A 25,342-nucleotide genomic window follows, 5' to 3' on the forward strand; every position below is an offset into this window, starting at 1 on the left:
TCGAGAAAATTTTAAAGTAAGAGATTCTAATATGGAATTACTGCGTTGTGTTGCTATGTTGTTAGTAATAGTGGCACATACGGATTTTTTATCTTTAGGTGTTCCTCAATATACGGAGATTGTAGCGTGTCCAGTTTCTGTATTTTTTCGTTTTTTCGTTCAAGCTTTATCTGTAGTCTGTGTAGATGTTTTCATATTATTGTCTGGATGGTATGGTATAAAGCCAACAATAAATCGTTTCTGTGAATTTTTATTTCAAGTATTCTTTTTTTCTCTTTTAATTTATATTGTTTTGGTTTTAATTGAACCTAACAATTATTTGAATTTAAAGAGTGTTTCAAAAGTATTAATGTTGAATAGTGGAGATTATTGGTTTGTAAAATCTTATATTCTTTTATATTTGTTTTCTCCGATATTAAATGTTTTTGTCGAGTGTTGTAATAGTTCAAAGCAATTTTTATTATTTCTGTTTCCATTTTTTATTTTCCAAACTATTTATGGATGGCTTAGTATAAATGGTGCAAATGAATTGGGAGGGGGGTACTCTGCAATATCTTTTATGGGATTGTATTTATTAGCTAGATATATGAGATTATATCCTCATCGATATGCAATGTTGAACGCTTATCAGTATTTTATTATTTTCTTTTCTATAGTTTTATTTTTGACGGTAATATCTTATGGTATTACATTAATGGATATACCTGTAGTTGGAAGGATATTTACTTATACAAACCCTTTGGTTATATTTGAATCAATGACATTAGTTTATGCGTTTTCAAAAATAAAGATAAAGAGTGATGTTATTAATTGGATTGCGATTTCTTGCTTTGCTGTATATTTAATTCATGCAAACGAATTTATTTTGAGGGCATATTACGGTTGTTGGATCAAATATTTATTCGATAATGAGAATGGTCTTATGTTTATTTTGTATGTTTCCATGACTATTATTTTTGTATTTTTTATTTCAATATTAATTGATAAAATAAGAATAATAATATGGAATATAGTATGCCGGATTTAAAGACTCAAAGAAGATGTTAATAACTGTTTTCACCCCTACTTATAATAGAGCTGTATTATTGCGAAGATTATATAAAAGTTTGAAAAGACAATCTTATAAAGAATTCGAATGGATTATTGTTGATGATGGTTCTACGGATTATACACAAGATATTGTAAAAGATTTTATTAATGAGGGAGTTTTAAATGTTATTTTCATAAGGCAAGGTAATGGCGGAAAACATCGAGCTGTTAATAAAGGTGTCAGTACAGCAAAAGGTGAATTATTTTTTATCGTAGATAGTGATGATGTTTTACCGGTCAACTCACTAGAATTTATAGCCGAAACCTATAGGCCTATACGAGATGATTTCTCGTTTGGAGGGGTTTCAGGCGTTGATGGATATCTTGATGGACGTATGATCGGTACAGGATTACCGGCAGATTTCGTTGATTGTAATTCTATAGATATACGGTATAAATACCATGTAAAAGGAGATATGGCTGAAGTGTTTAGAACATCTGTTATGAGGGAATTCCCTTTTCCAGAGATTGAAAGTGAGAAGTTCTGTCCCGAAGTTTTGGTGTGGAATAGAATTGCACAAAAATATCGATTGAGATATTTTAATAAAATTATTTATATGGCAGAGTATCAAACCAAAGGGCTTACCTCCAAGATAACACAGATACGGATGAAAAGTCCTATGGCATCTACGATGTGTTATGCAGAAATGAATGCTTTGAATATTCCTTATAAAGATAAGATGCGAGCGGCCATCAATTATTGGCGTTTCCGTTTATGTAGTAATGATACTCATAAATTACCTACAATTCCTTTTGTCTGGTTTTGGACGGTATTTATAGGCGGATTGATGCATATAAATGATTTAAGATATAATAAACGATGACAAATTATAAGATTTCTGTTATTATACCAGTTTATGGAGCGGAAAAATATTTGAGAAAATGTGTAGATAGTATTTTGGCGCAAACTTTTAAAGACTTTGAAATTATATTGATTGATGATGGTAGCCCGGATAAATCAGGGCAGATTTGTGATGAATATTCTGATAAATATGAGAATGTGGTTACTATTCATCAGACTAATAAAGGTATTAATAAAGCTCGTCAGACAGGGGTGGTAGAAGCAAATGCAGAATGGATTACTTTTGTGGATGATGACGATATGTTACCGGCAGATTCTTTGGTCAATATGTATGCGCAGACAGAGGGTACAGACTTAGTTATTGGTTCGTTTACCAAGCTTTATGTCAAGAAAAATCTTTCATTGGAAGAGTGCCGTAAAGGGGTTATTAATTCCCAAGTTATTCCTTCACACCCATGGGGAAAGCTTTATCGTAAAGAATTGTTTACAAATTTCATTTTTGATTTTCCAAGAGAAGTAGATGGGGCAGAGGATATGATCATGAGTATTAGAATTTTGTTTGCTATAGAACGTCCTCCTCATTTTGTCAATGAAAAGGTGTATAATTTTCTACGTCATAGGTCAAGTGCTTCGCATAAAATTAAAAAGACTTTAGATTACGAAGATATGTTTGATGAATGTCGTATCATATCTATTCCTGAGAAATTACGTACTCTATATATGAAAGAGATCATTAGTAATCGTATAAATGGATTGATAGGTGTTGCTCTTAATGATCCGTATGCTGTAGCAAATAAGCATCATCACTTTTTCGACAAGATTTTCCACGATGTTAAATTGTATGATTACAAAATGAATTTGAAAGAAAGAATACTGGTTAATTCCACATCTCCATTGTTGATAAAGTTAATGGCATATTCTACAATTGTATTGCCGATACTGAAATATAGATTAGGCTTTTTGGTAAAATCTGAATGATACTGTTTTTCTATGAAGATAATTGATACACTCTTATTACAAAGAACGAGGGCTCGGAATGCTTGGAGTGAATTATATTTTTTTATATTTAGGAGGATTTGCCAATACAGTGATTGTTAAATATACTCTACCCTCCAAGATTTTTGAAGTGAAAGACGGGTCCTGTATATCTATCGGCAAGAATGATATTTTGGAATAGAACATTATGAAGATACTGTATGTTATTACGTCTCTCTTGATGGGAGGGGCCGAAAAACTTGTAGCGGATATGATACCACGCTTGGCAGCTGACGGGTATACCGTTGATTTAGCTGTCTTTAACGGGGAAGAAACACCGTTGATGCAGAAGTTGCGTACGGAAGCTCCCACTATCAGAATATACAAACTCGGCCACGGATATTATAATCCGCTATACATATTTAAGCTGGTTAAGATAATGAGGCATTATGATATCGTGCACACACATAATTCTTCACCTCAATTATTCGTGGCAATTGCGAGTGTGTTATGTTCGGTGAAGCTATGCTCCACCGAGCATACCACTTCCAACCGCAAGCGCAGTTGGAAGTGGTATGCACCTATAGAAAGTTGGATGTACGGAAGATACGACCATGTAATTTGTATCAGCAAGATTGCCGAACAGAAGCTGCGAGAATACATGGGAGGCCGGTGGCTCAATCGTAAGTCTAAAAACTACAATCGCATTTCGACCATTAATAATGGGGTAGATGTGAAGGCTATTCATGATGCGCAGCCCGACAATGAACTCTTACAGATGAAAGGAAGCCGGGTAGCAGTATTGATGGTGGCCGGTTTCCGTGTGGCTAAAGACCAAGATACCGTTGTGAATGCGTTGAACAGACTCGACAGAGAGCGCTACGAAGTATGGTTAGCAGGTGTCGGTGTTAGAATGGATACTGTCAAAACCTTGGTAGAAGAGTTGAAGTTGGAGGATAGAGTAAGATTTCTCGGACTAAGAACCGACGTTCCTAATGTGCTGAAATCAGCCGACATCATCCTTATGTCGTCGCATTGGGAGGGCCTTTCATTGTCTAATATCGAGGGTATGTCGGCAGGTAAGCCGTTCATTGCAAGCGATGTTGATGGCCTGCGTGAAGTTACCTCAGGTGCCGGCATCCTCTTTCAGGAAAGCAATAGTGTCCAGCTTGCCGATATCATCAGTCGTCTTACGGACGATAAGGAATATTACGATACGGTGGCTGCAGCCTGTTACCAGCGTGCCATGCAGTTCGATATACATAAGATGGTGCAAGGATACGAAGCCGTGTACGAAAGCCTTGTCGCAGGTTCTCGCTCCTAAATATGCTGCAGCTGTCGGACATAATTCGCACAGTTGCGAATGGTATGCTGTCCGGATTCTTGATATAGGCATTCGCAGTAGTGTGAGTACATGATATATGTATGTAAAGAAGAGATACTGCATATCGCTTGTAAAAGGTATGTGTAACGGCCTTGAGAGGTATGTTTGTCGGAGAAAAATAAATCGTTGAGGATGAATTATAATAAGAAAAATATATTACACGTGGTAAATATCTATTTTGTGATACCCTATTTTATAGGCGGACAATTCAGGTATTTCCGCGAAAAGGGCTATAACCTGCATGTGGTATGCTCCGAAAGTCCCTATCTGAAAGACTATGCCAAGGAACAGCATTTCGACTATCGGGAGATACCGGTGCTGCGATCGATCGATCCGATACAGGATATTAAGTCCATCAGACGTATCTGCCAATACATTAAGGAGCAGAATATAGGTATTGTAGTAGGCCACACTCCCAAGGGTGGATTGCTGTCTATGATTGCCGGGTGGCTGATGCGTGTGCCCAAGCGCATATATTTTCGTCACGGATTGGTATATCAAACGTCTACTGGCCTGAAGCGCTTTGTCTTGATGACGGTAGACAGAGTAGCCTCGCGCTTGGCAACAAAGATTGTTTGCGTGAGCCCCTCGGTATTGCAACACAGTATAGAAGACCGACTGGCGCCTGCACACAAGCAAATTATTCTGGGCAAAGGCACTTGTTCGGGCATTGATACGCAAGGAAAATTCAACCCTGCAAAGATAGATACCGATAAGTTGTCGGCGTTGAAAATGCGGTGGGGAGTAGCAGAAAGCGACTGGGTGATAGGTTACACAGGTCGACTTGTGCGGGATAAAGGTATAATCGAGTTGGTAAAGGCCTTCCAGATTTTGAAAGAATACGATCCTCGTTTCAAACTTCTGTTGGTAGGAATGTTCGAGATAAGAGATGCTCTGCCTGAAGATGTACAACAGGATATCAGGAATGATCCGCAGATTGTGTGGACCGATTTCCAAAATGCAGACATGGAATACTTTTATTCTATGATGAACGTTTACGTGCTTGCGAGCTACAGAGAGGGCTTTCCAACGGGTGTACTCGAGGCTCAATCGATGGAAATTCCTGTGATTACGACCAAAGCAACGGGCTGTTGCGACTCGATACAAGAAGGGGTAACGGGTTTATTTGTACAACATGATGCTCGCGAACTGGCTGTCGACATCTTGAAAATACGCGACGGAAGGACCGGAGTCTCGGGAAGCAAGGGGCGTGCATGGGTGGTAGATTGCTTCGATAACCTGAAAGTATGGAGTGAAATAGAACGGTTATACGAAGATTAGGGTATTTTCTTAGATAAAAATAATAGCAATTATGAAAATATTGATAACTGGTGTACACGGATTTGTCGGGCGGAATTTAGTGCCTGCATTATTTGCCGATCACACAGTGTATGGGCTTGGAAGAGCCGTAGAGAATGTGGCCGGTGTAGAAAGAATGTACACTTGGGAGGATTTAGATCGCGGCGTGCTTCCCGAAGTCGATGCAATCGTCCATCTTGCAGGCAAGGCCCATGACACGAAGAAGCAAACCGGAGCAGAAGTATATTTTGCCGTAAACCGCGATCTGACCGTTAAAGTGTACGATTATTTTCGTCATTCTGAGGCCCGAAAGTTTATTTTTTTCAGTTCTGTAAAGGCAGCTGCCGACTTCGTAAACGGCACTGTACTTACGGAAGATGTCGTGCCCAAGCCCGTTGGCCCCTACGGCGAGAGCAAAATAGAGGCCGAAACGTATATCCTCAACCATCCGGCCGAAGGTAAAGATGTGTTTATCTTGCGCCCTTGCATGATACATGGACCGGGCAATAAGGGCAATCTTAATCTGCTTTACAAGGTAGTGTGTAAAGGTTTTCCGTGGCCTTTAGGCGCTTTCAAAAACCGTCGTTCCTTCGCTTCCGTCGGCAATGTGTGCTATTTGGTGTGCCGTCTGTTGGAAGAACATGCGCCGAGTGGCATCTATAATCTTGCCGACGATGAGGCTATTTCTACCAACGAATTGATCTCGATTATCTGTAGAGTCTTGGGAAGAAAGGCGCATATCTTCAATATATCCCCCTCGTTGATGAAGGAAGTGGCAAAGGTTGGCGATGTACTTCATCTGCCTCTCAACACCGAACGGATAGAGAAACTTACGGAGAACTATGTTGTTTCGAATGCAAAGATTAAAAGTGTATTCGGTATAGAGGCTCTGCCGATTACCGTTGAGGACGGTTTGAGAGAAACCATCGAGTCGTTTAACAAATAAATCTGTTATGTCTTACATCGTTATTACGTTATCCATTCTGGCGCTTGAATTACTTTATTTCAGGATAGCCGATCGGTTTAATATTATCGATAAGCCTTCGGAGCGCGGATCGTCTAAAGATGTAACCCTGCGAGGTGGCGGTATAGTCTTCTTTTTTGGTGCACTTGTGTACTTTGTTTATTCGGGGTGGCAGTATCCGTGGTTCATTGCCGGACTCACGCTTGTATCGGTCGTCAGTTTCTGGGATGATGTCCGTTCGTTGAGTCCGCGCTTCCGGCTGCTGATGCAATTCACGGGTATGCTTCTTATGTTCTATCAATTGGGCATGTTTACGGCCGACCGTTGGTGGATGATTGCCGTTGCACTCGTCGTATGTACGGGAGCTATGAACATTTTTAACTTCATGGATGGCATCAATGGCATCACAGGAGGCTATGCATTGGTCGTTTTAGCAGCCTTAGGCTATGTGGATATGCGGGTTACACAGTTTGTCGATGTCCGTTTCATCTTTATTACAGCTATCGCGGTTGCTGTGTTTTGCTTCTTTAACTTTAGGACCAAAGCCAAGTGTTTCGCCGGAGATATCGGTTCGGTGTCCGTTGCATTCATCTTACTTTTTTATATCGGTCGGTTAGTTCTGCATACGCAAGATCTTTCGTGGTTTGCTTTTCTTGCCGTATATGGTGTAGACGGCTGTCTTACAATTATCCACCGTCTGATGTTGCACGAAAATGTATCTCTTCCGCACAGAAAGCATGCTTATCAAATAATGGCCAACGAATTGCGCATTCCGCATGTTGTAGTTTCGCTAATCTATATATCTGTACAGGGAATAGCTTGCATTTGTTTCATTCTTAGCCCGAGATATCCTACTTTTCTGCTTATTGTAACGGTCCTTGTGGTTATGTATATCTTGTTTATGAAGAAGTATTTCCGTCTTCATCAGACCGGTCGACGGCAAATATCATAATTTTCAAAGGTATGTTAGGTGTTTTCCTAAAAAAGTTTTAATTTTGCCTTATCTAATAAAGAAATATGTTATGAGATTTCTAAATAGACTTGTTAATTGGTATTTTAAGAGAGAGTCTTTGCCTTATTGGTGCATTTTATTCATCGATAGCTTGATTTGTTACGTATCCGGAATATTCGTGTGTTGGCTCTTCTTCCGCGGGGCTGCAACCTTAGACAATATACTTCCCATCACCAGAACCCTTCTTTTGTACACGATATTTAACCTCTTAGGGTTTAAATTCTACCATACTTATTACGGTGTAATTCGTTATTCCTCATTTGTAGACCTGCAACGAGTGGGCTATGCCATGGGTGTAGGTTTTATCTGTGTTTCCATTTTGCACTATCCCATTATTTGGTGGGGGGGCTGGAACGGCTGGTTGATTCCGTTGCACTTTCGCCATATCGTAAGTATATATATCGTTGCCACCATCCTTATGTGGGCTTTTCGCGTGATAGTAAAACTGGTTTACGACTCTGCATTCGACAACGAGAAGGCCGAGCGCACCTTAATATATGGTATTAAGGATGGCGGTATCGGTCTTGCTAAGAATGCGCAGAACGAAAAGCCGCAGCGTTTTCGTGTACAAGGTTTTATATCTCATGAGCCGAGTTTTAAGAACCATTACCTGATGGGGAAGAAAGTATATCCCGTAGACGATGAACTGACCGATGTTATAGGCCGCGGACGTATCAAGGCAGTGCTTGTTTCACCGCTGCGAAACGATGAGTTTAGGAATGATGAAAAGCTGCAGGATATCCTTATCAATGCCGGAGTACACATTTACATGACCGATGGAGCGAAGGAATGGAATGTACATACCGAAAGTATATCGAAGTCTACCTTAAAAGAAATCAACATCGAAGACCTGCTTCCGCGTGATGAAATACAGGTAGACATGGAAAGTGTCGGCCGTTTGCTTAATGGTTATCGCGTTTTAATAACGGGTTCAGCGGGCAGTATCGGCTCTGAAATGGTTAAACAAATATGCAAGTTCAGGCCTGCAAAGCTCATGTTGATCGATCAGGCAGAAACTCCGCAGCACGATATCCGGCTGATGATGGCTCATGACTATGGTGAAATCGAGACCGAAACCATTGTTGCATCCATTACGAACAAAGAACGTATGGAGAAAATATTCTCGGAATTCAAGCCCCATTATGTATTTCATGCAGCGGCATACAAGCATGTTCCCATGATGGAAAATAACCCCAGTGAGAGTATTCTGAACAATATATGGGGGACAAAGGTAATAGCCGATCTTAGTGTGAAGTACGGTGTGAAGAAGTTTGTAATGGTTTCAACGGATAAAGCCGTAAATCCTACAAACGTAATGGGATGCTCCAAACGCATTTGCGAGATATATGTGCAGAGCCTCGACAAGGCAGAGAAGGAGGGTACGGTGCAGGGAAACACGCATTTCGTTACCACTCGGTTCGGCAATGTGCTGGGCTCTAACGGCTCTGTAATTCCGTTGTTCGAGAAACAGATTAAGATGGGAGGCCCCGTAACCGTTACCGATCCCAATATTATTCGGTTCTTCATGCTCATTCCCGAGGCTTGTAAATTGGTTTTGGAAGCAGGAACCAAAGGTAACGGAGGCGAGATATTCGTGTTCGATATGGGCAAACCGGTGCGCATAGCTGACTTGGCCAGAAGAATGATAAAGCTCTCCGGAGCCCAGAATGTGGAGATTTCGTACACCGGACTGCGTGCGGGCGAGAAGCTTTACGAAGAGGTGTTGAACGACAAGGAGGGCACGCTGCCGTCGTTCAATGATAAGATTAGAATTGCCAAGGTGCGCGAGTACGATTATAAGGATGTGGAAAAAGAAATCGAAGAACTATTCCGCATTGCCGATACATATAACGATATGGACATCGTGAGGAAGATGAAAGAGATCGTACCCGAGTTTACCAGCAAGAATTCCGTATATGCCTCATTAGACGAGCAGCATATATGAAAACAGTTACCGACGTTTTTTTCGCTTTGTTGAGGAATGCTCTGTGGGGCGAACAACTGCCCTTCGAGAGTATTCCTCATGATGTATTCGTGCCGTTGATAGACCTTGCGTCGCGGCAAACTGTATGCGGTCTTGTGTGCGGAGCGCTCATCAAAAACGATATCAGGCTCGACCGAGAGGATGCACTCAAGGCATTTGTGTTGCAAAAGAGCATCGCACAGGCCAACAATAAGGCAGATGCCGAAGTGATAAACCTTGTAAATATGTTCGATAGCGAGGGCATCGATTACCGTATATTCAAAGGTCAAACGCTTTCACAGCTCTATCCGAGCCCGATAGAGAGGCAACCGGGCGATATCGACTTCTATTGCAATGCTGCTAATTATGCCAAGGCAGTGGCCGTAATCGAGCATACGTGGAATGTGAAAGTCGGGCACGAAGAGTCTGAACAGCATGCAGAGTTCAAACACAACGGCGTTCTGATGGAGATGCATTTCCGTATGATAAAGTTCGAGAACGGCGATATACAGCGTTATTGGGAGGAGTTGCTGGCGTGCGACGAGCCTGTAACCGTGAATGTTACGGGAACTGCGGTCGTTACATTAAGCCCCACGCTGAACGTACTCTATACTTTCTTGCACCTATACCATCATCTTGTGGAGCTGGGAGTGGGCTTCCGGCAGTTTTGCGATGTAGCTTGTCTGCTGCATCATCATCGTAATGTCATCGACAGGGCCGCGCTCCGAAGGCATCTTCATGCCATGTCGTTTACGCATGCCTTTGCTGCTGTCGGTTGGATATTGGTTGATAAGCTGGGTTTTCCGCAGGAAGAATTTCCCATAACCATTACCGATAAGGACAAAAGTTATGAGCCCCATATCCTGAAAATCGTATTTACGGGCGGCAACTTCGGCCAGTATGCCAAGAAAACACGTGTGCGTTCGGGCTTAAGTTACTACGTAGAAACGCTGTTGCTCAAGGCTTCTCACTACCGTATGCTCTATAAACTCTCGCCCAAGGAGATAACTTCATCTCTGCTGAAAGGCGTTCCGGCGCAAATATACAAGGCATATCGCCGGCACAGATAGCCGGCTCTCTTCTTGTTTTTCCAAGGAAAGACCAAGAGAGAAGGTGCAAATAACGCGCTTACATAGATATTCTAAGCCCGATAGATAGGTAGTCTGTCGGGCTTAAATGAATGTTCTGTCCGGATAGTGAGATAGCGATAGTTTCCATAGGGGCATGCAATAAATTCTTTTTGGCATATTTGTTTACAGCATACACCACAATGCCGATGAGAGAAGACTGTAGTATTATCTCAATCGTATTTCCTCTTTTTAATTTCTATTTCGACGGATAAGCAAGGTAAGCGATACCGATAAATGCTTCCATGTTCTTTGTTTTTTCAATTTTGTGGTTACTTCAGTTCGTAAAACATGCCGTCGTCGTTGATTCTGTATACCTCGAATTCCTCCGTCATCTTGCCGTTGTCGTCTTTATTCAGGTTACGAATATAGATGGTATGATCGGAGAATACGGCAAATTCAGTGGTCTCTCCGGAGTAATCGTTGTACGGTAAAAAGCTGATATAATTCTCTCTGTCGATGTTATTTCCTTTCACTACGAAGAACAGACATTCGTCCATATCGCCCGATACGTTCAGACAAACGATCACAGGGTATTGCTTATACTTCGGCAGACCGATAATGTACCAGCTTAAAGGCTCCACATCTTCGGGCTCCCTATTGCCGTCGAGCAGTTTATAACCGGCTTTCGTCTCTTTTATGTTCCACTGTTTGGAGCGGGCAGACGGTCTTCTGTCGTAGGTATCTTGATACAGGTCGGCCGATGTATATAGTAAAACGGCCGACTTGTCGGGCAGCCCTTGCTTGCTTTTCCTTATGTGTCGGTACAGCGAAACGCAATCCGGAGCATACAGAGCCAAGTAGTTGCCCGTATAGAGGTTTTCACCATTGTCGGTGAAGCTGCGGAACGGAAACGACGTATCGGTGCACGAATCGGGCAATAATACGGGTATACGTTGGCTGATATTTATGCCTCGCAGCGCCAGATATTCTTTCAGAAAGGGATAGAACGGACTTTTCGTTTCGTAAAACGAGGCGTCTCGCTCGGCTGTTCGGTAGAAAATGGTCTTTCCGTTGAGGTTCATAGTGCTGTCGACAGCGAGGTTTATCCGCATTTTATCTTGTATTTCATACGGCCTCAGAATGTGCTTGTTAAGTATATCGTAGCCGGATACGCATTCCCAACTGTCTTTCAATTGCGAATAGTTCTTGGCTGCGTAGGCGCGATGCAGGGCATACCACGCCGCGCGATCGTATTTCTTGCGGAGTTGGTTGGCAGGTCTATGAGCCTTAGCCCCTATGTCTATGGGCGACAGGCATACCATGTAAGCCGAGAGAATGATGAATGTAAGTTTCATATCGGTTTGCTTGAGTGATACGGAGCGTGCCCTGTATTAAGTCGGAATAGCTTCGTTAAGGGCTGCAGGCTGTTGTTTTTATAGTCTTGTCCGGTAGCGCAGCATGCGGTAAGCCTCGTCTCTGTTTTTCTTCTTTCCGAAAGCAATTACGGTTGAATTGAACCGCAAGATGTATTGCTTGTTGCTGCTGTAACACCATTCCGAGCATTCTGCGGTCGTTATTTCTTTGTAAGGAACGATTATTTTGGTACCTGTTTGGAAGATAAACGACTCGCCGAAAAGAATATCACCGAACACACTGCCGGTTTTGATGGGTACTGTATGGGGCGAAAGAAAGTCTTTTTTCGCTGCTTCCTGCTGTTTTTTATCCAGTTTGTCGAGCACCTTGCGGAGCTTGCGCTTGGCAAATGGCAGCAACAGTTGCGTAAAAAGGAGAAGCGCGATGGCAAGGATACCAATCCAAAACGATATGTCCAGCTGCATCTTAGTATGTTTCCAAGCCTCTTCAACGGGGTTCGGCCAGATACTTTTCCACTGTGTAAAGTAGATAAGTTTGCTATGATACATTAACCAACCGGCCACCAATATGTATAAGGTGTCGAGTATAATGAAGACAAGCAGTGAATATGTGATGGGCAAATAGCAGTTTCGCGGGGAAAAGACTTTCATAAAGAAGTCGTAGGCGGGCAGCATATCGTCGCCGGTTTGTATGGCTGTGTCTTGCAATCGCCGTAATTTTCGTATGTAAAGGTAGAGTCCGGTGCCTGCACATAGCAGGAATAGCAGCGGTCCGCCCATCATCGGAAATATTATATCCATAGAAATGTTTATTTTAAAAAACTTGTATTACGGTTGCTTTCGGTCTTTTGAGCTTGCGCAAAGATAATGAAAAACGGCGAAACAGGGGGATGGTTTCACGGAAAAATGTTGAAAGCGATGAGGGAAATAACCGTCTCCGTCTTCTTCGGAGGAGTGGAATAGGGAGGTAAAATAAGGGATGAGGAATGAGCGGAACGTGGCTATTGTTTCAGCAGGCGGAACAGATGGAACACAATGTTGCAGAGAGTGTGATCGGCGGTGAGCGTGCCTATCGGCTGCCAATGGTGGTTCTATTGAATGTACGTATGGTGTTTGTATTTGTTAAAAGCGATTTATGCCACTCCTCGTTCCCAGTTTTGCCTTCTTTGTTCCTAAGAAATCGCGGTGGCGTATGCCCGTCTACCAACGAAAAACCCTGCCGCTAATGCGAACAGGGCTAATGAAAGGAGGAGTGGTACCACCAGGAATCGAACCGGGGACACAAGGATTTTCAGTCCTTTGCTCTACCAACTGAGCTATGGCACCATATGTTTATCCTTTTGCGGTTGCAAAGATAATACTTTTAATTTATACTTCAAGATTTGTAATTCATAATTCTTTTCTGCGTTAATGTTTATTAACGGATAGGGTATGCAGTTGTATTACGCAGTTTGCTGATAGGAACGAATGTACACGAACAGATAATAAATAATATTGGCATCGGTAAAATACCGATGCCAATTATCGTGAAAAGTATCTTAAAAGTGTATGTACGCACCTATTGGGTTTAATGAATGTGCAGGGAAGACGGCTTTCTGCCCAAGATACGTTGTGCACAATCGGCAAGTACAACTATGGCTCCGGCAAGAATACACGTATCTTTAATAACCAGTCTTCCGGCTCCTGTGAGCAACGGGAAGCCGTGTTCGCCGCTTCCCATATCGGGTACCCATACTTCAGGTGTGGTGATTAGGAACGACAGAGTGCCTATAGTCATGATGATAACGAGGCCGCTACCAACGAAACCCACCTTGGGGAAGAATATTCCAAGCAGCGTCAGTGTGCCTATGGTCATGATGAGAATGCCCAAACCTTTAGAGAATGTATAGGTATTATTGGCCTCGTGCCACTCGTGCTTAGCCTTATCGAACTCGCCTTCTTTTAGCTTATAATCCTTATATTCGGGTGCCTGTTTGGCGTAGAAGAAGCTCATAAACGGACTGTTGGCAACGAACGGTACGATTCCCTCGGCCTCGTAATTGAAGAATTTCAGTCCGCCGATCCAAATAAAAATAATGAATATGGCTACTCGGATAAGGTGAATGCCGAGGTTTTTAAGCGATGCAGACAGTTCGAGAACTATTCCTGTCAATGCATTAAGTTTCTTGTTCATGATTTGTTCTGTTTGTTTGTAATTTGTAATTATTCTAATTATTTGAGCTGCAAAGATAGTCTATTTTATGAAAACGCTTACGGAAATTTCTCTAAAAAAATAAAATAGCACGAAATATACCATAAACATGCGATGACAGACGGTGCATGGAGGTGGGGAAAATATACAAAAAATCGGATGTCATCACGACAACCGATTTCCAAAAACAAACTACTTAAAAACTAATCTACTAAAACAAATCAAAAATATCTCGCCGGCTTTCCGGCCGTATAGTTTATTGTAAATAGAGATTGATTTTGTTTAATTCTGTCTAATTGATGCCACAAAGTTAAGTAGTTTCATGCTAATAACAAAACTTTTTGGTGATTAAATGTTGATTTTAACATAAAAATACTACGAAAAGGGGATGAATTGTAACAATCCATCCCCTTTGTCTTTGTTTTTTATTTCAGTTTCCTACTGATGTTGCATGTGCTGTTACATCATGCCACCCATACCGGGTTGTGCCGGCATAGCGGGCTTTTCCTCGGGTTTGTCTACGATGAGACACTCTGTAGTAAGGAACATACCTGCGATAGAGGCTGCGTTTTCGAGCGCTACGCGGGCAACCTTTGCCGGATCGATGACACCTGCTTTGCGCATATCCTCGTAAACTTCGGTACGTGCATTGAAGCCATAGTCTCCTTTGCCGGCACGTACTTTGTCGACAACCACAGCACCTTCGCCGCCTGCATTGGCAACAATCTGGCGCAAGGGCTCCTCAATAGCACGGGCAACAATATTGATACCCGTCTGTTCATCGGCATTCTCGCCCTTCAAGTCCTTCAATGCGTCTTGTGCACGTATATAGGTTGTGCCGCCTCCGGCTACCACTCCTTCTTCCATTGCGGCACGTGTAGCGCAGAGAGCATCATCAACTCGGTCTTTTTTCTCCTTCATCTCGACCTCGCTGTTGGCACCTACGTAAAGCACAGCCACACCACCTGCGAGCTTTGCCAAGCGTTCCTGTAGTTTCTCTTTGTCGTAAGAACTCTTGGTGTTTGCTATTTCATTCTTGATTTGAGCTACACGATCGGCGATATTCTCTTTCTTTCCAGCGCCGTTAACAATCGTTGTATAGTCCTTAGACACTGTAACTTTGTCTGCTGTACCGAGCATTTCGAGCGTTGCCTGCTCCAATTTGAGGCCTTTGTCCTCGCTGATAACGACGCCACCCGTAAGCACTGCGATATCTTCGAGCATGGCCTTGCGACGATCACCGAAGCCCGGAGCCTTGACAGCACATATCTTTAATCCTCCTCTTAAGCGGTTTACAACCAGCGTAGTCAATGCTTCAGAGTCGACATCCTCGGCAATTACGAGCAACGGACGGCCGCTTTCTGCTGCTGGTTGCAGTATCGGGAGGAAGTCTTTGAGGTTGCTGATCTTCTTATCATATATAAGGATGTACGGATTTTCCATCACGCATTCCATCTTATCGGCATCTGTAACGAAGTAACCCGATAGATATCCGCGGTCGAACTGCATACCCTCGACCACACCGATGTTGGTTTCGCGGCTCTTGCTTTCCTCTATAGTAATCACACCGTCTTTAGATACCTTGCGCATAGCGTCGGCCAAGAGCTTTCCGATCTCGGGATCGTTGTTGGCAGATACCGTAGCTACCTGTTCTATCTTGTCGTAGTTATTGCCTACAACCTCGGCATTAGCCTTGATATATTCCACTACTTTGTTTACTGCCTTGTCTATTCCACGCTTCAAATCCAGCGGGTTAGCACCGGCGGTTACGTTCTTCAAACCCTCATTAACGATGGCCTGTGTAAGGATAGTAGCCGTTGTAGTACCGTCGCCAGCATCGTCTCCGGTCTTCGAAGCTACACTTTTTACGAGTTGGGCGCCCGTGTTGGCGAGCTTATCCTCGAGTTCAATTTCTTTAGCCACGGTAACACCGTCCTTTGTTATCTGCGGTGCACCGAATTTCTTTTCCAATACAACGTTGCGACCTTTAGGGCCTAACGTTACTTTTACGGCGTTAGCCAACTGATCTACGCCTTGTTTGAGCACGTCGCGTGCCTCGGTATTGAATTTAATATCTTTAGCCATTTTATTCTAAATGTTTTAAATGTTATTTTTAAAAGTTATGTTTCGGATGCTTATTTTACCACTGCGAGTACGTCGCTTTGGCGCATCATCAGGTATTTTTCGCCTTCTACCTCTAATTCAGTGCCGCTGTATTTGCCGTAGAGCACGGTATCGCCCTCTTTGAGTACCATCTCTTCATCCTTTGTACCGTTGCCTGTTGCAACTACTTTGCCGCGTTGCGGCTTTTCTTTGGCCGTATCAGGGATGATAATACCGCCTACTTTCTCTTCAGCCTGTGCCGGAAGTACCAGCACTCTGTCTGCTAATGGTTTGATGTTCATAATTATTATATTAATATGATTAAACGTTTTCGCACGCACTTCAGGCGTGGTAAATGCTCCGTCCGTAAGGTCTTCGGCCTGTAGGGCGGACACTTGGGGCAATGCGAAAAGTGTGCCAAAGACGATATGTGCCACATCTGTCAGTCTGTGGTGTGACAAATGTGTCATACGTTCCGCATATCTGTTTTCGAGTGTTCGTATATCTGTCGGGAGGTGAGCATGTATTTCGAGTAGTCTTTCCGCCCTCTTCGTAAGAGAGATACGGCGCATGTTGCAGGCCTGTTCCTATCTTTTGGTTACCAATATCTTACAAATATTTCGGATAGATAAGTGTTCTAAGTTGCTTAGATATGCTATTTAAGGTCTTTAGATATACCATCTGTTTCGAAAAGATATCCGGATAACCTATTTTATTTTATTTCTTTTTTGCATAATGCTAATTATAGTATGTTGTACAGGTTGTGTATTTATCCTACTTTTGCATACTAAAAATAGCAGATGTGAAGTATATAAAGCAAGACGTCCTTGTTCGATTTGGGCAAATAGTTCGGCGGTATAGAGAAGACATGAATATTTCGCAGGAGGAGCTTGCATTCCGTGCAGGTCTTCATCGTACCTATATCGGTATGATCGAACGTGCAGAAAAGAATGTCACTTTATGTAATATAAAGAAGATAGCTGATGCACTCGGTATAGATATAAAAGATTTATTCGACTGATATGGATATCGTACGATTTGAAAATAATTATGTCGCACGGCTGAAAAAGCTTTATCGATTCCATATAGAAGAGGCAAATTTTGCCACTGATGGTATACCCAAGCATATTCTTCTTGACCATACAAGGAATATCCACTCGTATCTTATCTTTTGTAAGAAGTCGGGTGATACCATTTTGAGTTCCTATTGGAACCATGAAACTTTCAGTGGTATGCTTGGTAAGTTTATAAAATCTCAGTTTTCGACTTTAGACAGACCTCTGTTTCTTATTATAGAAGACGATGATGGAGTATCCAATGTCGTAGAGGGGAACGTAATAAGAGAATATATGTTGGGTTCTCATAAGTTGGATGAATTGAGTAAGTTTATCCTTAACGGAATGGATCGTTTGCCCGAAGTGGTACTTAAAATCTCGAATGAACTATGAAACAAGAGGTAGAATTATATAGAGAACTCATCGATTTTTGTAACGAGCATCAGAATGAAATAGAGAAGAAATTCAAACGTCTTTTAACTTTTACTGATTTTAATGTAACCTGTTATAAAGAGATGTTTTGGAAACAGAGAAGGACATCGGCACCGATTTCTGTAAAAGAACTGAAAGAACAGATACAAGGGCTTACGGAAATATATAAAAAAGAAGTACCGAAATGCCTTGGAAGAAGGAATGAATTCTTAAAGGGAATGGACATACAGAAAGGACAGTGGTATGAGAAAGCTCTGCAAATGTTCCTTGCTACGAAAGATATATATGTGAAGAAGAAAGGATTTCCTTTTCCTGATTTTGAAGTAGTGTCGGGTAATAAAGTCGTTGCTTATTATGAATTGAAATATATTCAGGTACCGTTTATTTATGCCAATACTAAAATACACAATACGTACCCTTATGCAACGTCTCGGTATGATTATGAATCTTCTCTTACATTAGATACCGGAAAGAAATTGCAGTTGCAACGAACGAAGATAGAAAATGATATTTTACCTTTGGGTATACCGGTATATTACGTTTGGTGGTTCGATAGTTTCCATATTAAGGGCATATTTGCGATGCCGGTACAGGAGGTGTTTGATTATTATAATCACTTAGGGAACGATCAGTTTACAAGAAAAACGCGCGAGGGAGACGCCATCGCTCATCAAGAGATAACCAAGATATATCCACCGATGTTGAATATGATAACATTCAAAGAGTTTATAACTTCGTTAAAACAATAACCGATAATGGACTTTTATTTTGTATATAGTTCGGGTGGTGGTGCAGGAGATTGGAACGGTATAGATCGTATCTTCTTACAATACATGCCCAAGTATTTTAAGGATCATATACTGATTAAGTTCGGCGATATATTCTTTAATCATCGTTCACATACGAGTATTGTAAAACCTAAAATATGGAATACGGTCGATAATGTCCGTAAGTGGGTATGTGACAATACCGATGATCCGGTGATGCTGAGGCCGAGTAATCTGATTATGGATGTAGGAACGACCAAGATGGTGAGCTATATAACGGAAAAATATGATAATATCAACGCCGAAGAAATTATTTGGAAATTCGATGATATTATGGAGAAAGAACAGATACTTGATAAGTATTGCTCGGTCATCAATAGTTCTTCTATCGATAATGCCGTTACTTTTGATATTCCGAACTTGTTTAAAGTAAGGACACAAAGTGGTAATATAAGTAGGGATTTGTTTAGTGATACCGTAAATAAGAGACAGTTGATAGATGCTTGCATCAGGTATGCTAACATAACATATCGCGGGACCGGAAAGAATACAGATAAGCTGTTGACCATTATAAATGTCGCTTGGACAAATGAAGATATAGAGTATTATCTGTCACAACTGGATTATATGCCGACGAAACTTGGTATAGGTGGACTTGCCGATTATCCTAAAAATAAGATGCAGGTACGCTTACAAGCAATGGATAATCTATTGCATTTAGAAAGATTTAATAAGGTTCATTTCTTGGGATGCGGCGGTATAGCCAAAGCAGAAATAATAAAGAATACGCTTGGAAATAATAAATGTTTTTCTGTAGATAACACTACAGCTTACAATAGAGCTATTGACGGTAACACAAAGAATACGGCTTTTTCGGGTTATTTTGATTACGTGACGAAGAAATTGATTAGAATTACTCCCGATACATACCGCAAAATACTCAAACTTCATGAGGCGGCGTTGGAGGTAGCATATTTCAATATGTCTGATATGAAAGAAATACTCAAAGGTATTCTTCTGCATCAATCGGGGCAATCTTCCTCATATACCTATGAGTGTAGGGCAAGGTTAATAATTCATAATTTCGATGTATTTAGGTATAATGCTCGGTAGAAAGTTGGCAGAGTTATGGAAAAACAGTAATTTAGCATACTATAATTAGCTTTATGGATAAGATATTCAATCATAGTAGTGAGTTCATGAGCGAAATACCAGATAAGTCTGTTTCACTTATGGTTACTTCTCCGCCTTACAATATAGATATTTCTTACGGTAATAAGTGGAAAAACAGACGTATTGTAAGCTCTAAAGGGAAGAAGTATGCCGATAAGCAATCCGAAGCAGATTACCGAAAGATGCTGGATAAGGTGATCAAGGAGACCAAACGAGTGTTGAAAGACGACGGCCAAATTTGGTTCAATATCAAGAATAGATACGAGAACTGTGTAATACAGCCCCCGTTTTGGATAATGGAATATTTTAAAGATATGTACCTTAAGAATATTGTTATTTGGAATTTCGACTGGGGGGGAGCTACTCAAAAACGTTTCTGTTCAAGATACGAATATGTGTTCTTTTTTACGAAGAACAAGGATAAATACACATTCAATTTGGATGATGTGAAAATTCCTGCCTTGAACTATCGTCCCGATAGGTATAAAAGCCAGTTGAAAAATCCTACGGATGTTTGGAAAATATCGTTGGTAAGTGGAAATTCGCCGGAACGTACAGAGCATCCTTCCCAGTATCCTGAAGAACTTGTAGAGCGTATTATTAAAGTCGGAACCCACGAAGGAGACCTCGTACTCGATCCGTTTATGGGTAGCGGAACGACAGCTGTCGTAGCTAAAAGGCTCAATCGTCGTTATGTGGGCTACGAAATAGAGCCGGAATATATCGAAATTGCAAATAAAAGACTTGAGAATAATGGCGGGACAGATTTATTTTAGTCCGAAACAACGAAATGTATATTCGGTAAACAACTGCTTCTTTGCTATCGGGGAGTGTGTCTCTACAATGAAGAAAATGCGCGAGAAGTCGGTAAATACGATCGTTACGTCGCCTCCATATAATCTGAATAAAAAATATGGAAAGTATAATGATAACCGGAGCTTTGCCGAATGGGAGAATTTAATTGGGCGTGTTGCCGAGGCTGCCAAGCGTGTTCTTACCGATGATGGTAGCTTCTTATTGAATGTATCTCCTGTACCCGATAAGAAAACAAAAGAGATTATACCGCTCGATGCTATGGCTTATTTTATATTTAAAAGGCATGGTTATGCTCTTAGGAACAGCATTGTGTGGCATTTTAATAATATGCAAAATTGCGTAAATAGATTAAGTGGCAGATGGGAAGCTATATTGTGGTTTGTGAAAGATATAGATAATTATCAATTTAACTTGAATGATATAAGGATTCCTTATATAACCAAAAACGACAAAAGATTAGAGGGAGGGGCAGGAAGAAACCCGACTGATACGTGGAACTTCGATGTGGAAGGGAGCGATTTCTGGTATTTTGACCGTGTAAACAATATGACTAAGAACAAACTTGGGCTTGCTGAACATCCATGTATATTTCCCACGCCGATGATAGAGCGTATTATCAAGATGACTACACATAAGGGAGATGTGGTGCTGGATCCATTTCTTGGTAGTGGTACCACATTGGTAGCTGCCCAGAAATTGGGTAGAGTAGGGCTTGGAATTGAATTGGATAAGAAATTTGTTCCTATCATCAAGAAGCGGGTAGATAACGAGGTGTTGTAGAAATTGGCTGGTTTTTAGGAATGCGCTTATATGTTGTTTTTATATTGAAAATAAGTTGTATGGTTTGTATATAGGCAATTTGTCTGTATTATCTGTATGTTTTATTTAGATTGTATCATATTTGTATGCCTGCTAAAGATGCTGTATACCGGTGGAATGCTGTGAAGAAGTCTTTTTCAGGTACAACGTTTTATATATATTATTATGGTGAAATGTTTGCGATGCAGGTAATGCTTTTTTGAGATAGGTTCTTGGCAAAATGTTCGTGTTTTATGCCGGTTTTTAGTAACTTTGCACAGCCGAATTGTATTATCAACAGAATAAACAGATATGAACGATAACATTCAGGAAACACATCCGGTGCAAAGTGTGGCGGATATTCATAAAGATTTGAAAGAAAAAGCCATTTTCCTTGCGGAGTATGCGGCCACTTTAGAGGCCGTGGGCGTACAAACGTCGCGCATACAGTATAATACTATCCGCATTGCCAAGTCGTTCGGTTATTGGTGCAACATATTGATGTTCCCGCAAACTATCAGCATTACGCTGCACAACGAGAACCGCGAGCATTCCTACACCTACGTGAAAAAGACGCCGGCCATGGCGTTGAACTTCAAAATAAATATGAAACTGTCGCATCTCTCGTGGCGTGCGTTCGACGAAAAGCTCCCTTTAGAGACGTTATGGAGTGAGTTTCGCAGGATTATAAGTGAGCCCCGTGAGAGTCGTTGGACGGTGCTGATCCTTGTAGCCTTTGCCAATGCCTGCTTTTGCAGGCTGTTCGATGGCAACTATACCTCGATGTGTATCGTTTGGATAGCCACTTTCGTGGGCTTCTTCGTACGACAGGAGTTGACAAAACGCCGTTGGAACGTACTCGCGGTGTTCACTATATGTTCGTTTGTTTCCACGATGATCGGCGCCACCGATTATCTCTATTTCCACGGAGGCACCGAAGATATGTCGTTAGGAACGTCGATGCTTTACCTTATACCGGGCGTCCCTATCATCAATGGGGTAATGGATACGATCGATAAGCATGTACTTAACGGCTTCGCCCGACTGCTCAATGCCGGATTGCTTATCGTAAGTATAGCCTTGGGACTGTCGTTTACGCTTACCATCTTTGATGTCAACCCCTTCGTGTTTACCAAACTAACGCGGCCGGATGTCGTTTCAGCAGCCGTAGCCGATGGACTTTTCGCCGCTGTAGCGGGAACCGGCTTCGCTATAATATCCAATCCGCCGCGAAAGGCATTATTTATAACAGCCTGTCTTTCGTGTGTCGGGCACGGCGTTCGCTATTTCTTCATGCACCATCCGCAATTCATGTGCGACCAAGTGGTAGCCTCTTCGCTTGCCGGACTTGTGGTGGGATTGCTCGCAGTGCCCGCTGCAATGAAGATACACTATCCGGCTGAGGGCTTTGCATTCCCCGCTTTGCTTGCTATGGTGCCCGGAATGTTTGCCTATAAAGCCGTTCGCGACCTGATAGATATAGTGCAGATGCCCGATGTGGCGAACGAATATATTACACGGTTCTTCCATAATTCGTCGCTTACGGTAATGGTTATGTTCGGTATGGTGGCTTGTTGTGTCATCCCGATCTTCCTTTTCCGCAAAGAGACGTTCTCTGTAACGCGCAAGGAAGGCAAATAATCTTTTGATAGGAGGAAGAAAATGAAGCATGCAATCGTAATGGGAGCTTCGTCGGGCATAGGGCGCGAGGTGGCTAAACTGCTGTTGGAAGAAGGGTGGAGCGTAGGCTTGGCGGCGCGGCGCACGGAGCCTATGGAAGAAATGCGCAAGGTCTATCCCGATTTGGCGACGGTAATGTGCATCGATATAACGGCCGATGACGCCCCCGCACGGCTGCTGCAACTCGTAGAAACGATGGGCGGAGTGCAGTTGTACCTGCATGCTTCGGGCATCGGAAAGCAGAACCGGCAGCTCGAAGCGGGCATTGAAGCACGCACGATAGCTACCAATGTGGCGGGTTTTGCGAGCATGATCGACACCATGTTCGGCTATATGGCGGCGCATGGGGGCGGACATATCGCCGTTATCTCGTCGGTTGCGGGTACCAAGGGCTTAGGTCCGGCAGCGGCATACAGCGCTTCGAAGGCTTTCCAGAGCACCTATATTCAGGCTTTGGAGCAGCTCTCGAACAGCCGTAAGCTCGGTATATCGTTTACAGACATACGTCCCGGCTTCGTAGATACCGACCTCTTGACGGGCGACAGCTATCCCATGTTGATGCAAAAAGGCCCTGTGGCGCGGCAGATTGTGCGGGCTATCGGGCGTAGGCGCCATGTGTGCGTGATAGATTGGCGTTATCGGGCGCTCGTATTTCTATGGCGCAGGCTGCCCAATTGGCTGTGGCGACGTGTACGTTTCGCCCCTGTATCTACATTACATGCGACTCCGCCCAAAGAAGAATCAGTACGCTGATGACCTCTTTCGTATATTGCGGGAAGCGTTTCCGTAATGCCGAAAGCGTTTTGGTGATATGTTTTTCTACGACTTTTACGGAGATATCCAACCGTGTGGCTATCTCCTTGTTCTTGAGTCCTTGTATTCTACTCAGTTCGAAAACTTCGCGTGTGCGCGGCGGAAGTTCTTCCATCGCCTTATATATTTCTTCTCTCAGTTCATCGAAGAGCATCTTTCCGTCGGCTCTTCCTGTGAAGTCGGTATGATACAGCAACTCCGAACCCTGTGTATGTACCATGATTTTGGCTTTATAGTCTTGTACAATGGCCAAATGCTTCAGATGGTTAAGACAACGATTTCGTACCATTGTGAAGAGTAGAGACGACAGGGAAGTGACGACGATGGTATTGCGATCTTCCCAAAGTTGTAGGAAACACTCCTGAACAATGTCCTTAGATGTTTCTTGAACATCGAGAAAATGCGACGCATAATTACGGAGACGAGGATATAAAGTTTTAAAAAGGAACTCAAAGGCGTGCTTGTCTCCGTTTTTAATGGCTATAAATAGTTGATCTTCTCCTACAATTTTTGGCATCTTTAGATTGCAAACTGTGTCGCAAAAATACAAAAATAAATAAGAAATAGCAAATATTCTCTCCTTTTTTCCGATATATTGGTTTGTTTTTGCGGTACGGTTTGTTGTTTCTATTTGGGGGTGAGATGATGAATGGGCGGGAAAAAGAGGGGAGGCAGGTTTATGGGAGATGAGAAGCGGGAATAGCGGGAATTTGGCTCGTTTAAGTTTTTCATGCCTCCCTGAAATAGGCTGCTGAGGGGATGATGGCTATTTTAAGAAGATTTAGAAAAGCAGAGTTCTTGAGATGCGAAGCGGGTTCTTTTTCTCTAAAGCCAATAACCACGCCTTGCGTTCCGTACCTCCGGCATAGCCGGTAAGGCTGCCATCGGCGCCTACAACACGGTGGCAGGGAATGATGATGCTAATGGGATTGTGCCCCACGGCGCCGCCTACGGCTTGTGCCGATAGGCTTTCGATGCCGCGCAGGTTCGCCATGTGGCGGGCGATATGCCCGTATGTTACGGTTGTTCCGTAGGGAATGGTCTGCAGAATGCGCCACACTTCGAGGCGGAAAGCCGTGCCTTGCGGACTCAGGGGAGGCGGATTGTTTGGATTGGTGCCGCTGAAATAGGCATCGAGCCATGCCTTTGTCTGCAGAAACACTGGCAGGTGGGGATGCGAGATATCGGTATTGCATGTGTTGGCAGCATATTTTTGTCCTGTAAACTGTAACCTTATCAACGCTTTGCCGTCGCTGAAAAGCTCGATATCTCCGATGGGTGATTTATATATATTAATGTATATCATTGTTTGTTGCCTCCTTCTGTCTTTTTTGTTTTCTGTGTTCATAAGTTTTGCATCTCGGTTGTAAAGATAAAAAAACTATTCGGAAACGAGGAAAAAACGGTCTTTTTTCTTGGCTTCTTGGCCGAGGTTCCGACGATAGACGGCCTGTTTACAGAGGTCGGAGCATATCTTTATTACGCACAGACCGTACTTCTGTTTTCGATAGATGTACGGTTTGTGCGGAGCGTGTGGTGCAGAGAGTTTTTATATTTTCTGCAAGGAAAAATATTTTTTTGTA

Annotated in this window: 25 protein-coding genes and 1 tRNA gene; 18 read left to right on the forward strand and 8 right to left on the reverse strand. The window is 42.5% G+C overall.

Features of this window, described 5'->3' with window-relative positions; genetic code table 11:
• The first annotated feature begins 31 nt into the window (after window positions 1–31).
• The 9 genes from HMPREF0663_RS08420 (at window position 32) to HMPREF0663_RS08460 (ending at window position 10,558) form a co-directional block, all read left to right on the forward strand.
• The gene (locus tag HMPREF0663_RS08420) at window positions 32–1,027 is read left to right on the forward strand and encodes an acyltransferase family protein (RefSeq protein WP_231375148.1); all 996 of its coding nucleotides are present in this window, start codon (window positions 32–34) and stop codon (window positions 1,025–1,027) included.
• Between the two features lie 13 nt (window positions 1,028–1,040).
• Entirely contained in the window at window positions 1,041–1,913 is an 873-nt protein-coding gene (locus tag HMPREF0663_RS08425; RefSeq protein ID WP_004370010.1) for a glycosyltransferase family 2 protein, read from the forward strand.
• A complete protein-coding gene (locus HMPREF0663_RS08430) occupies window positions 1,910–2,869 on the forward strand; it encodes a glycosyltransferase family 2 protein (protein WP_004370011.1) in 960 nt (319 codons plus the stop codon). The genes HMPREF0663_RS08425 and HMPREF0663_RS08430 overlap by 4 nt, the downstream gene beginning before the upstream one ends.
• A gap of 205 nt (window positions 2,870–3,074) precedes the next feature.
• Entirely contained in the window at window positions 3,075–4,190 is a 1,116-nt protein-coding gene (locus tag HMPREF0663_RS08435) for a glycosyltransferase (RefSeq protein WP_004370013.1), read from the forward strand.
• 192 nt (window positions 4,191–4,382) lie between these two features.
• On the forward strand, window positions 4,383–5,531 hold the full coding sequence (locus HMPREF0663_RS08440; RefSeq protein ID WP_004370014.1) for a glycosyltransferase family 4 protein: 1,149 nt from the start codon (window positions 4,383–4,385) through the stop codon (window positions 5,529–5,531).
• 31 nt (window positions 5,532–5,562) lie between these two features.
• Complete coding sequence (locus HMPREF0663_RS08445) at window positions 5,563–6,495, forward strand: NAD-dependent epimerase/dehydratase family protein (RefSeq protein WP_004370015.1); 933 nt, start codon at window positions 5,563–5,565, stop codon at window positions 6,493–6,495.
• A gap of 7 nt (window positions 6,496–6,502) precedes the next feature.
• Entirely contained in the window at window positions 6,503–7,465 is a 963-nt protein-coding gene (locus HMPREF0663_RS08450) for an MraY family glycosyltransferase (RefSeq protein WP_004370016.1), read from the forward strand.
• Between the two features lie 70 nt (window positions 7,466–7,535).
• Window positions 7,536–9,470, forward strand: coding sequence for a polysaccharide biosynthesis protein (locus tag HMPREF0663_RS08455; protein ID WP_004370017.1), 1,935 nt, complete (start codon window positions 7,536–7,538; stop codon window positions 9,468–9,470).
• On the forward strand, window positions 9,467–10,558 hold the full coding sequence (locus HMPREF0663_RS08460; RefSeq protein WP_004370018.1) for a nucleotidyltransferase domain-containing protein: 1,092 nt from the start codon (window positions 9,467–9,469) through the stop codon (window positions 10,556–10,558). Before HMPREF0663_RS08455 ends, HMPREF0663_RS08460 begins: the two co-directional genes overlap by 4 nt.
• Window positions 10,559–10,887: 329 nt before the next feature.
• Here the strand turns inward: HMPREF0663_RS08460 and HMPREF0663_RS08465 are convergent, their stop codons facing one another.
• Together HMPREF0663_RS08465 and HMPREF0663_RS08470 are read right to left on the reverse strand one after the other, a co-directional pair.
• A complete protein-coding gene (locus tag HMPREF0663_RS08465; RefSeq protein ID WP_004370020.1) occupies window positions 10,888–11,913 on the reverse strand; it encodes a hypothetical protein in 1,026 nt (341 codons plus the stop codon).
• 78 nt (window positions 11,914–11,991) lie between these two features.
• Window positions 11,992–12,732, reverse strand: coding sequence for a hypothetical protein (locus HMPREF0663_RS08470; RefSeq protein WP_004370021.1), 741 nt, complete (start codon window positions 12,730–12,732; stop codon window positions 11,992–11,994).
• Between the two features lie 185 nt (window positions 12,733–12,917).
• Here HMPREF0663_RS08470 and HMPREF0663_RS11755 point away from each other — a divergent pair, with 185 nt between their 5' ends.
• Entirely contained in the window at window positions 12,918–13,157 is a 240-nt protein-coding gene (locus HMPREF0663_RS11755) for a hypothetical protein (protein ID WP_016665211.1), read from the forward strand.
• A gap of 27 nt (window positions 13,158–13,184) precedes the next feature.
• On the opposite strand, the gene HMPREF0663_RS08475 is transcribed toward HMPREF0663_RS11755, so the two are convergent.
• From HMPREF0663_RS08475 to HMPREF0663_RS08490, 4 genes are all read right to left on the reverse strand, one after another.
• Window positions 13,185–13,257: transfer RNA gene (locus HMPREF0663_RS08475), tRNA-Phe, on the reverse strand.
• A gap of 241 nt (window positions 13,258–13,498) precedes the next feature.
• Window positions 13,499–14,104, reverse strand: coding sequence for a DUF417 family protein (locus HMPREF0663_RS08480; RefSeq protein WP_004370024.1), 606 nt, complete (start codon window positions 14,102–14,104; stop codon window positions 13,499–13,501).
• Window positions 14,105–14,581: 477 nt separating this feature from the next.
• Window positions 14,582–16,207 (reverse strand): chaperonin GroEL, encoded by a 1,626-nt coding sequence (gene groL / locus HMPREF0663_RS08485; protein ID WP_004370025.1) that lies wholly within the window; start codon window positions 16,205–16,207, stop codon window positions 14,582–14,584.
• A 50-nt stretch (window positions 16,208–16,257) separates the two neighbouring features.
• The gene (locus tag HMPREF0663_RS08490; protein WP_036859172.1) at window positions 16,258–16,527 is read right to left on the reverse strand and encodes a co-chaperone GroES; all 270 of its coding nucleotides are present in this window, start codon (window positions 16,525–16,527) and stop codon (window positions 16,258–16,260) included.
• Between the two features lie 500 nt (window positions 16,528–17,027).
• Between HMPREF0663_RS08490 and HMPREF0663_RS11760 the strand changes: the two genes are divergently transcribed.
• From HMPREF0663_RS11760 to HMPREF0663_RS08530, 8 genes are all read left to right on the forward strand, one after another.
• Entirely contained in the window at window positions 17,028–17,246 is a 219-nt protein-coding gene (locus tag HMPREF0663_RS11760) for a helix-turn-helix domain-containing protein (protein ID WP_016665210.1), read from the forward strand.
• Between the two features lies 1 nt (window position 17,247).
• Window positions 17,248–17,673: a hypothetical protein gene (locus HMPREF0663_RS08500; RefSeq protein WP_004370028.1), complete on the forward strand. Its 426-nt coding sequence runs from the start codon at window positions 17,248–17,250 to the stop codon at window positions 17,671–17,673.
• Window positions 17,670–18,461, forward strand: a complete 792-nt coding sequence (locus tag HMPREF0663_RS08505; protein WP_004370029.1) for a hypothetical protein — start codon at window positions 17,670–17,672, stop codon at window positions 18,459–18,461. The genes HMPREF0663_RS08500 and HMPREF0663_RS08505 overlap by 4 nt, the downstream gene beginning before the upstream one ends.
• A gap of 6 nt (window positions 18,462–18,467) precedes the next feature.
• Window positions 18,468–19,592 carry a hypothetical protein gene (locus HMPREF0663_RS08510; protein ID WP_004370030.1) on the forward strand — a complete coding sequence of 375 codons (1,125 nt, stop codon included), beginning with the start codon at window positions 18,468–18,470 and terminating at the stop codon, window positions 19,590–19,592.
• Window positions 19,593–19,645: 53 nt separating this feature from the next.
• Entirely contained in the window at window positions 19,646–20,428 is a 783-nt protein-coding gene (locus HMPREF0663_RS08515) for a DNA-methyltransferase (RefSeq protein ID WP_004370031.1), read from the forward strand.
• Complete coding sequence (locus tag HMPREF0663_RS08520; protein WP_004370032.1) at window positions 20,406–21,248, forward strand: DNA-methyltransferase; 843 nt, start codon at window positions 20,406–20,408, stop codon at window positions 21,246–21,248. Before HMPREF0663_RS08515 ends, HMPREF0663_RS08520 begins: the two co-directional genes overlap by 23 nt.
• A gap of 330 nt (window positions 21,249–21,578) precedes the next feature.
• The gene (locus HMPREF0663_RS08525; RefSeq protein ID WP_004370033.1) at window positions 21,579–22,907 is read left to right on the forward strand and encodes a threonine/serine exporter family protein; all 1,329 of its coding nucleotides are present in this window, start codon (window positions 21,579–21,581) and stop codon (window positions 22,905–22,907) included.
• Window positions 22,908–22,928: 21 nt separating this feature from the next.
• Window positions 22,929–23,699 (forward strand): SDR family NAD(P)-dependent oxidoreductase, encoded by a 771-nt coding sequence (locus HMPREF0663_RS08530; RefSeq protein ID WP_016665209.1) that lies wholly within the window; start codon window positions 22,929–22,931, stop codon window positions 23,697–23,699.
• Here HMPREF0663_RS08530 and HMPREF0663_RS08535 read toward each other — a convergent pair.
• Both HMPREF0663_RS08535 and HMPREF0663_RS08540 read right to left on the reverse strand, forming a co-directional pair.
• Window positions 23,656–24,276: an RNA polymerase sigma-70 factor gene (locus tag HMPREF0663_RS08535; protein ID WP_004370035.1), complete on the reverse strand. Its 621-nt coding sequence runs from the start codon at window positions 24,274–24,276 to the stop codon at window positions 23,656–23,658. The two genes, HMPREF0663_RS08530 and HMPREF0663_RS08535, sit on opposite strands and share 44 nt — an antisense overlap.
• Before the next feature lie 264 nt (window positions 24,277–24,540).
• Window positions 24,541–25,065 carry a methylated-DNA--[protein]-cysteine S-methyltransferase gene (locus HMPREF0663_RS08540; protein ID WP_187115893.1) on the reverse strand — a complete coding sequence of 175 codons (525 nt, stop codon included), beginning with the start codon at window positions 25,063–25,065 and terminating at the stop codon, window positions 24,541–24,543.
• Window positions 25,066–25,342: the final 277 nt, after the last annotated feature.

Source organism: Hoylesella oralis ATCC 33269, from assembly GCF_000185145.2.
Taxonomy (GTDB): Bacteria; Bacteroidota; Bacteroidia; order Bacteroidales; family Bacteroidaceae; genus Prevotella; species Prevotella phocaeensis.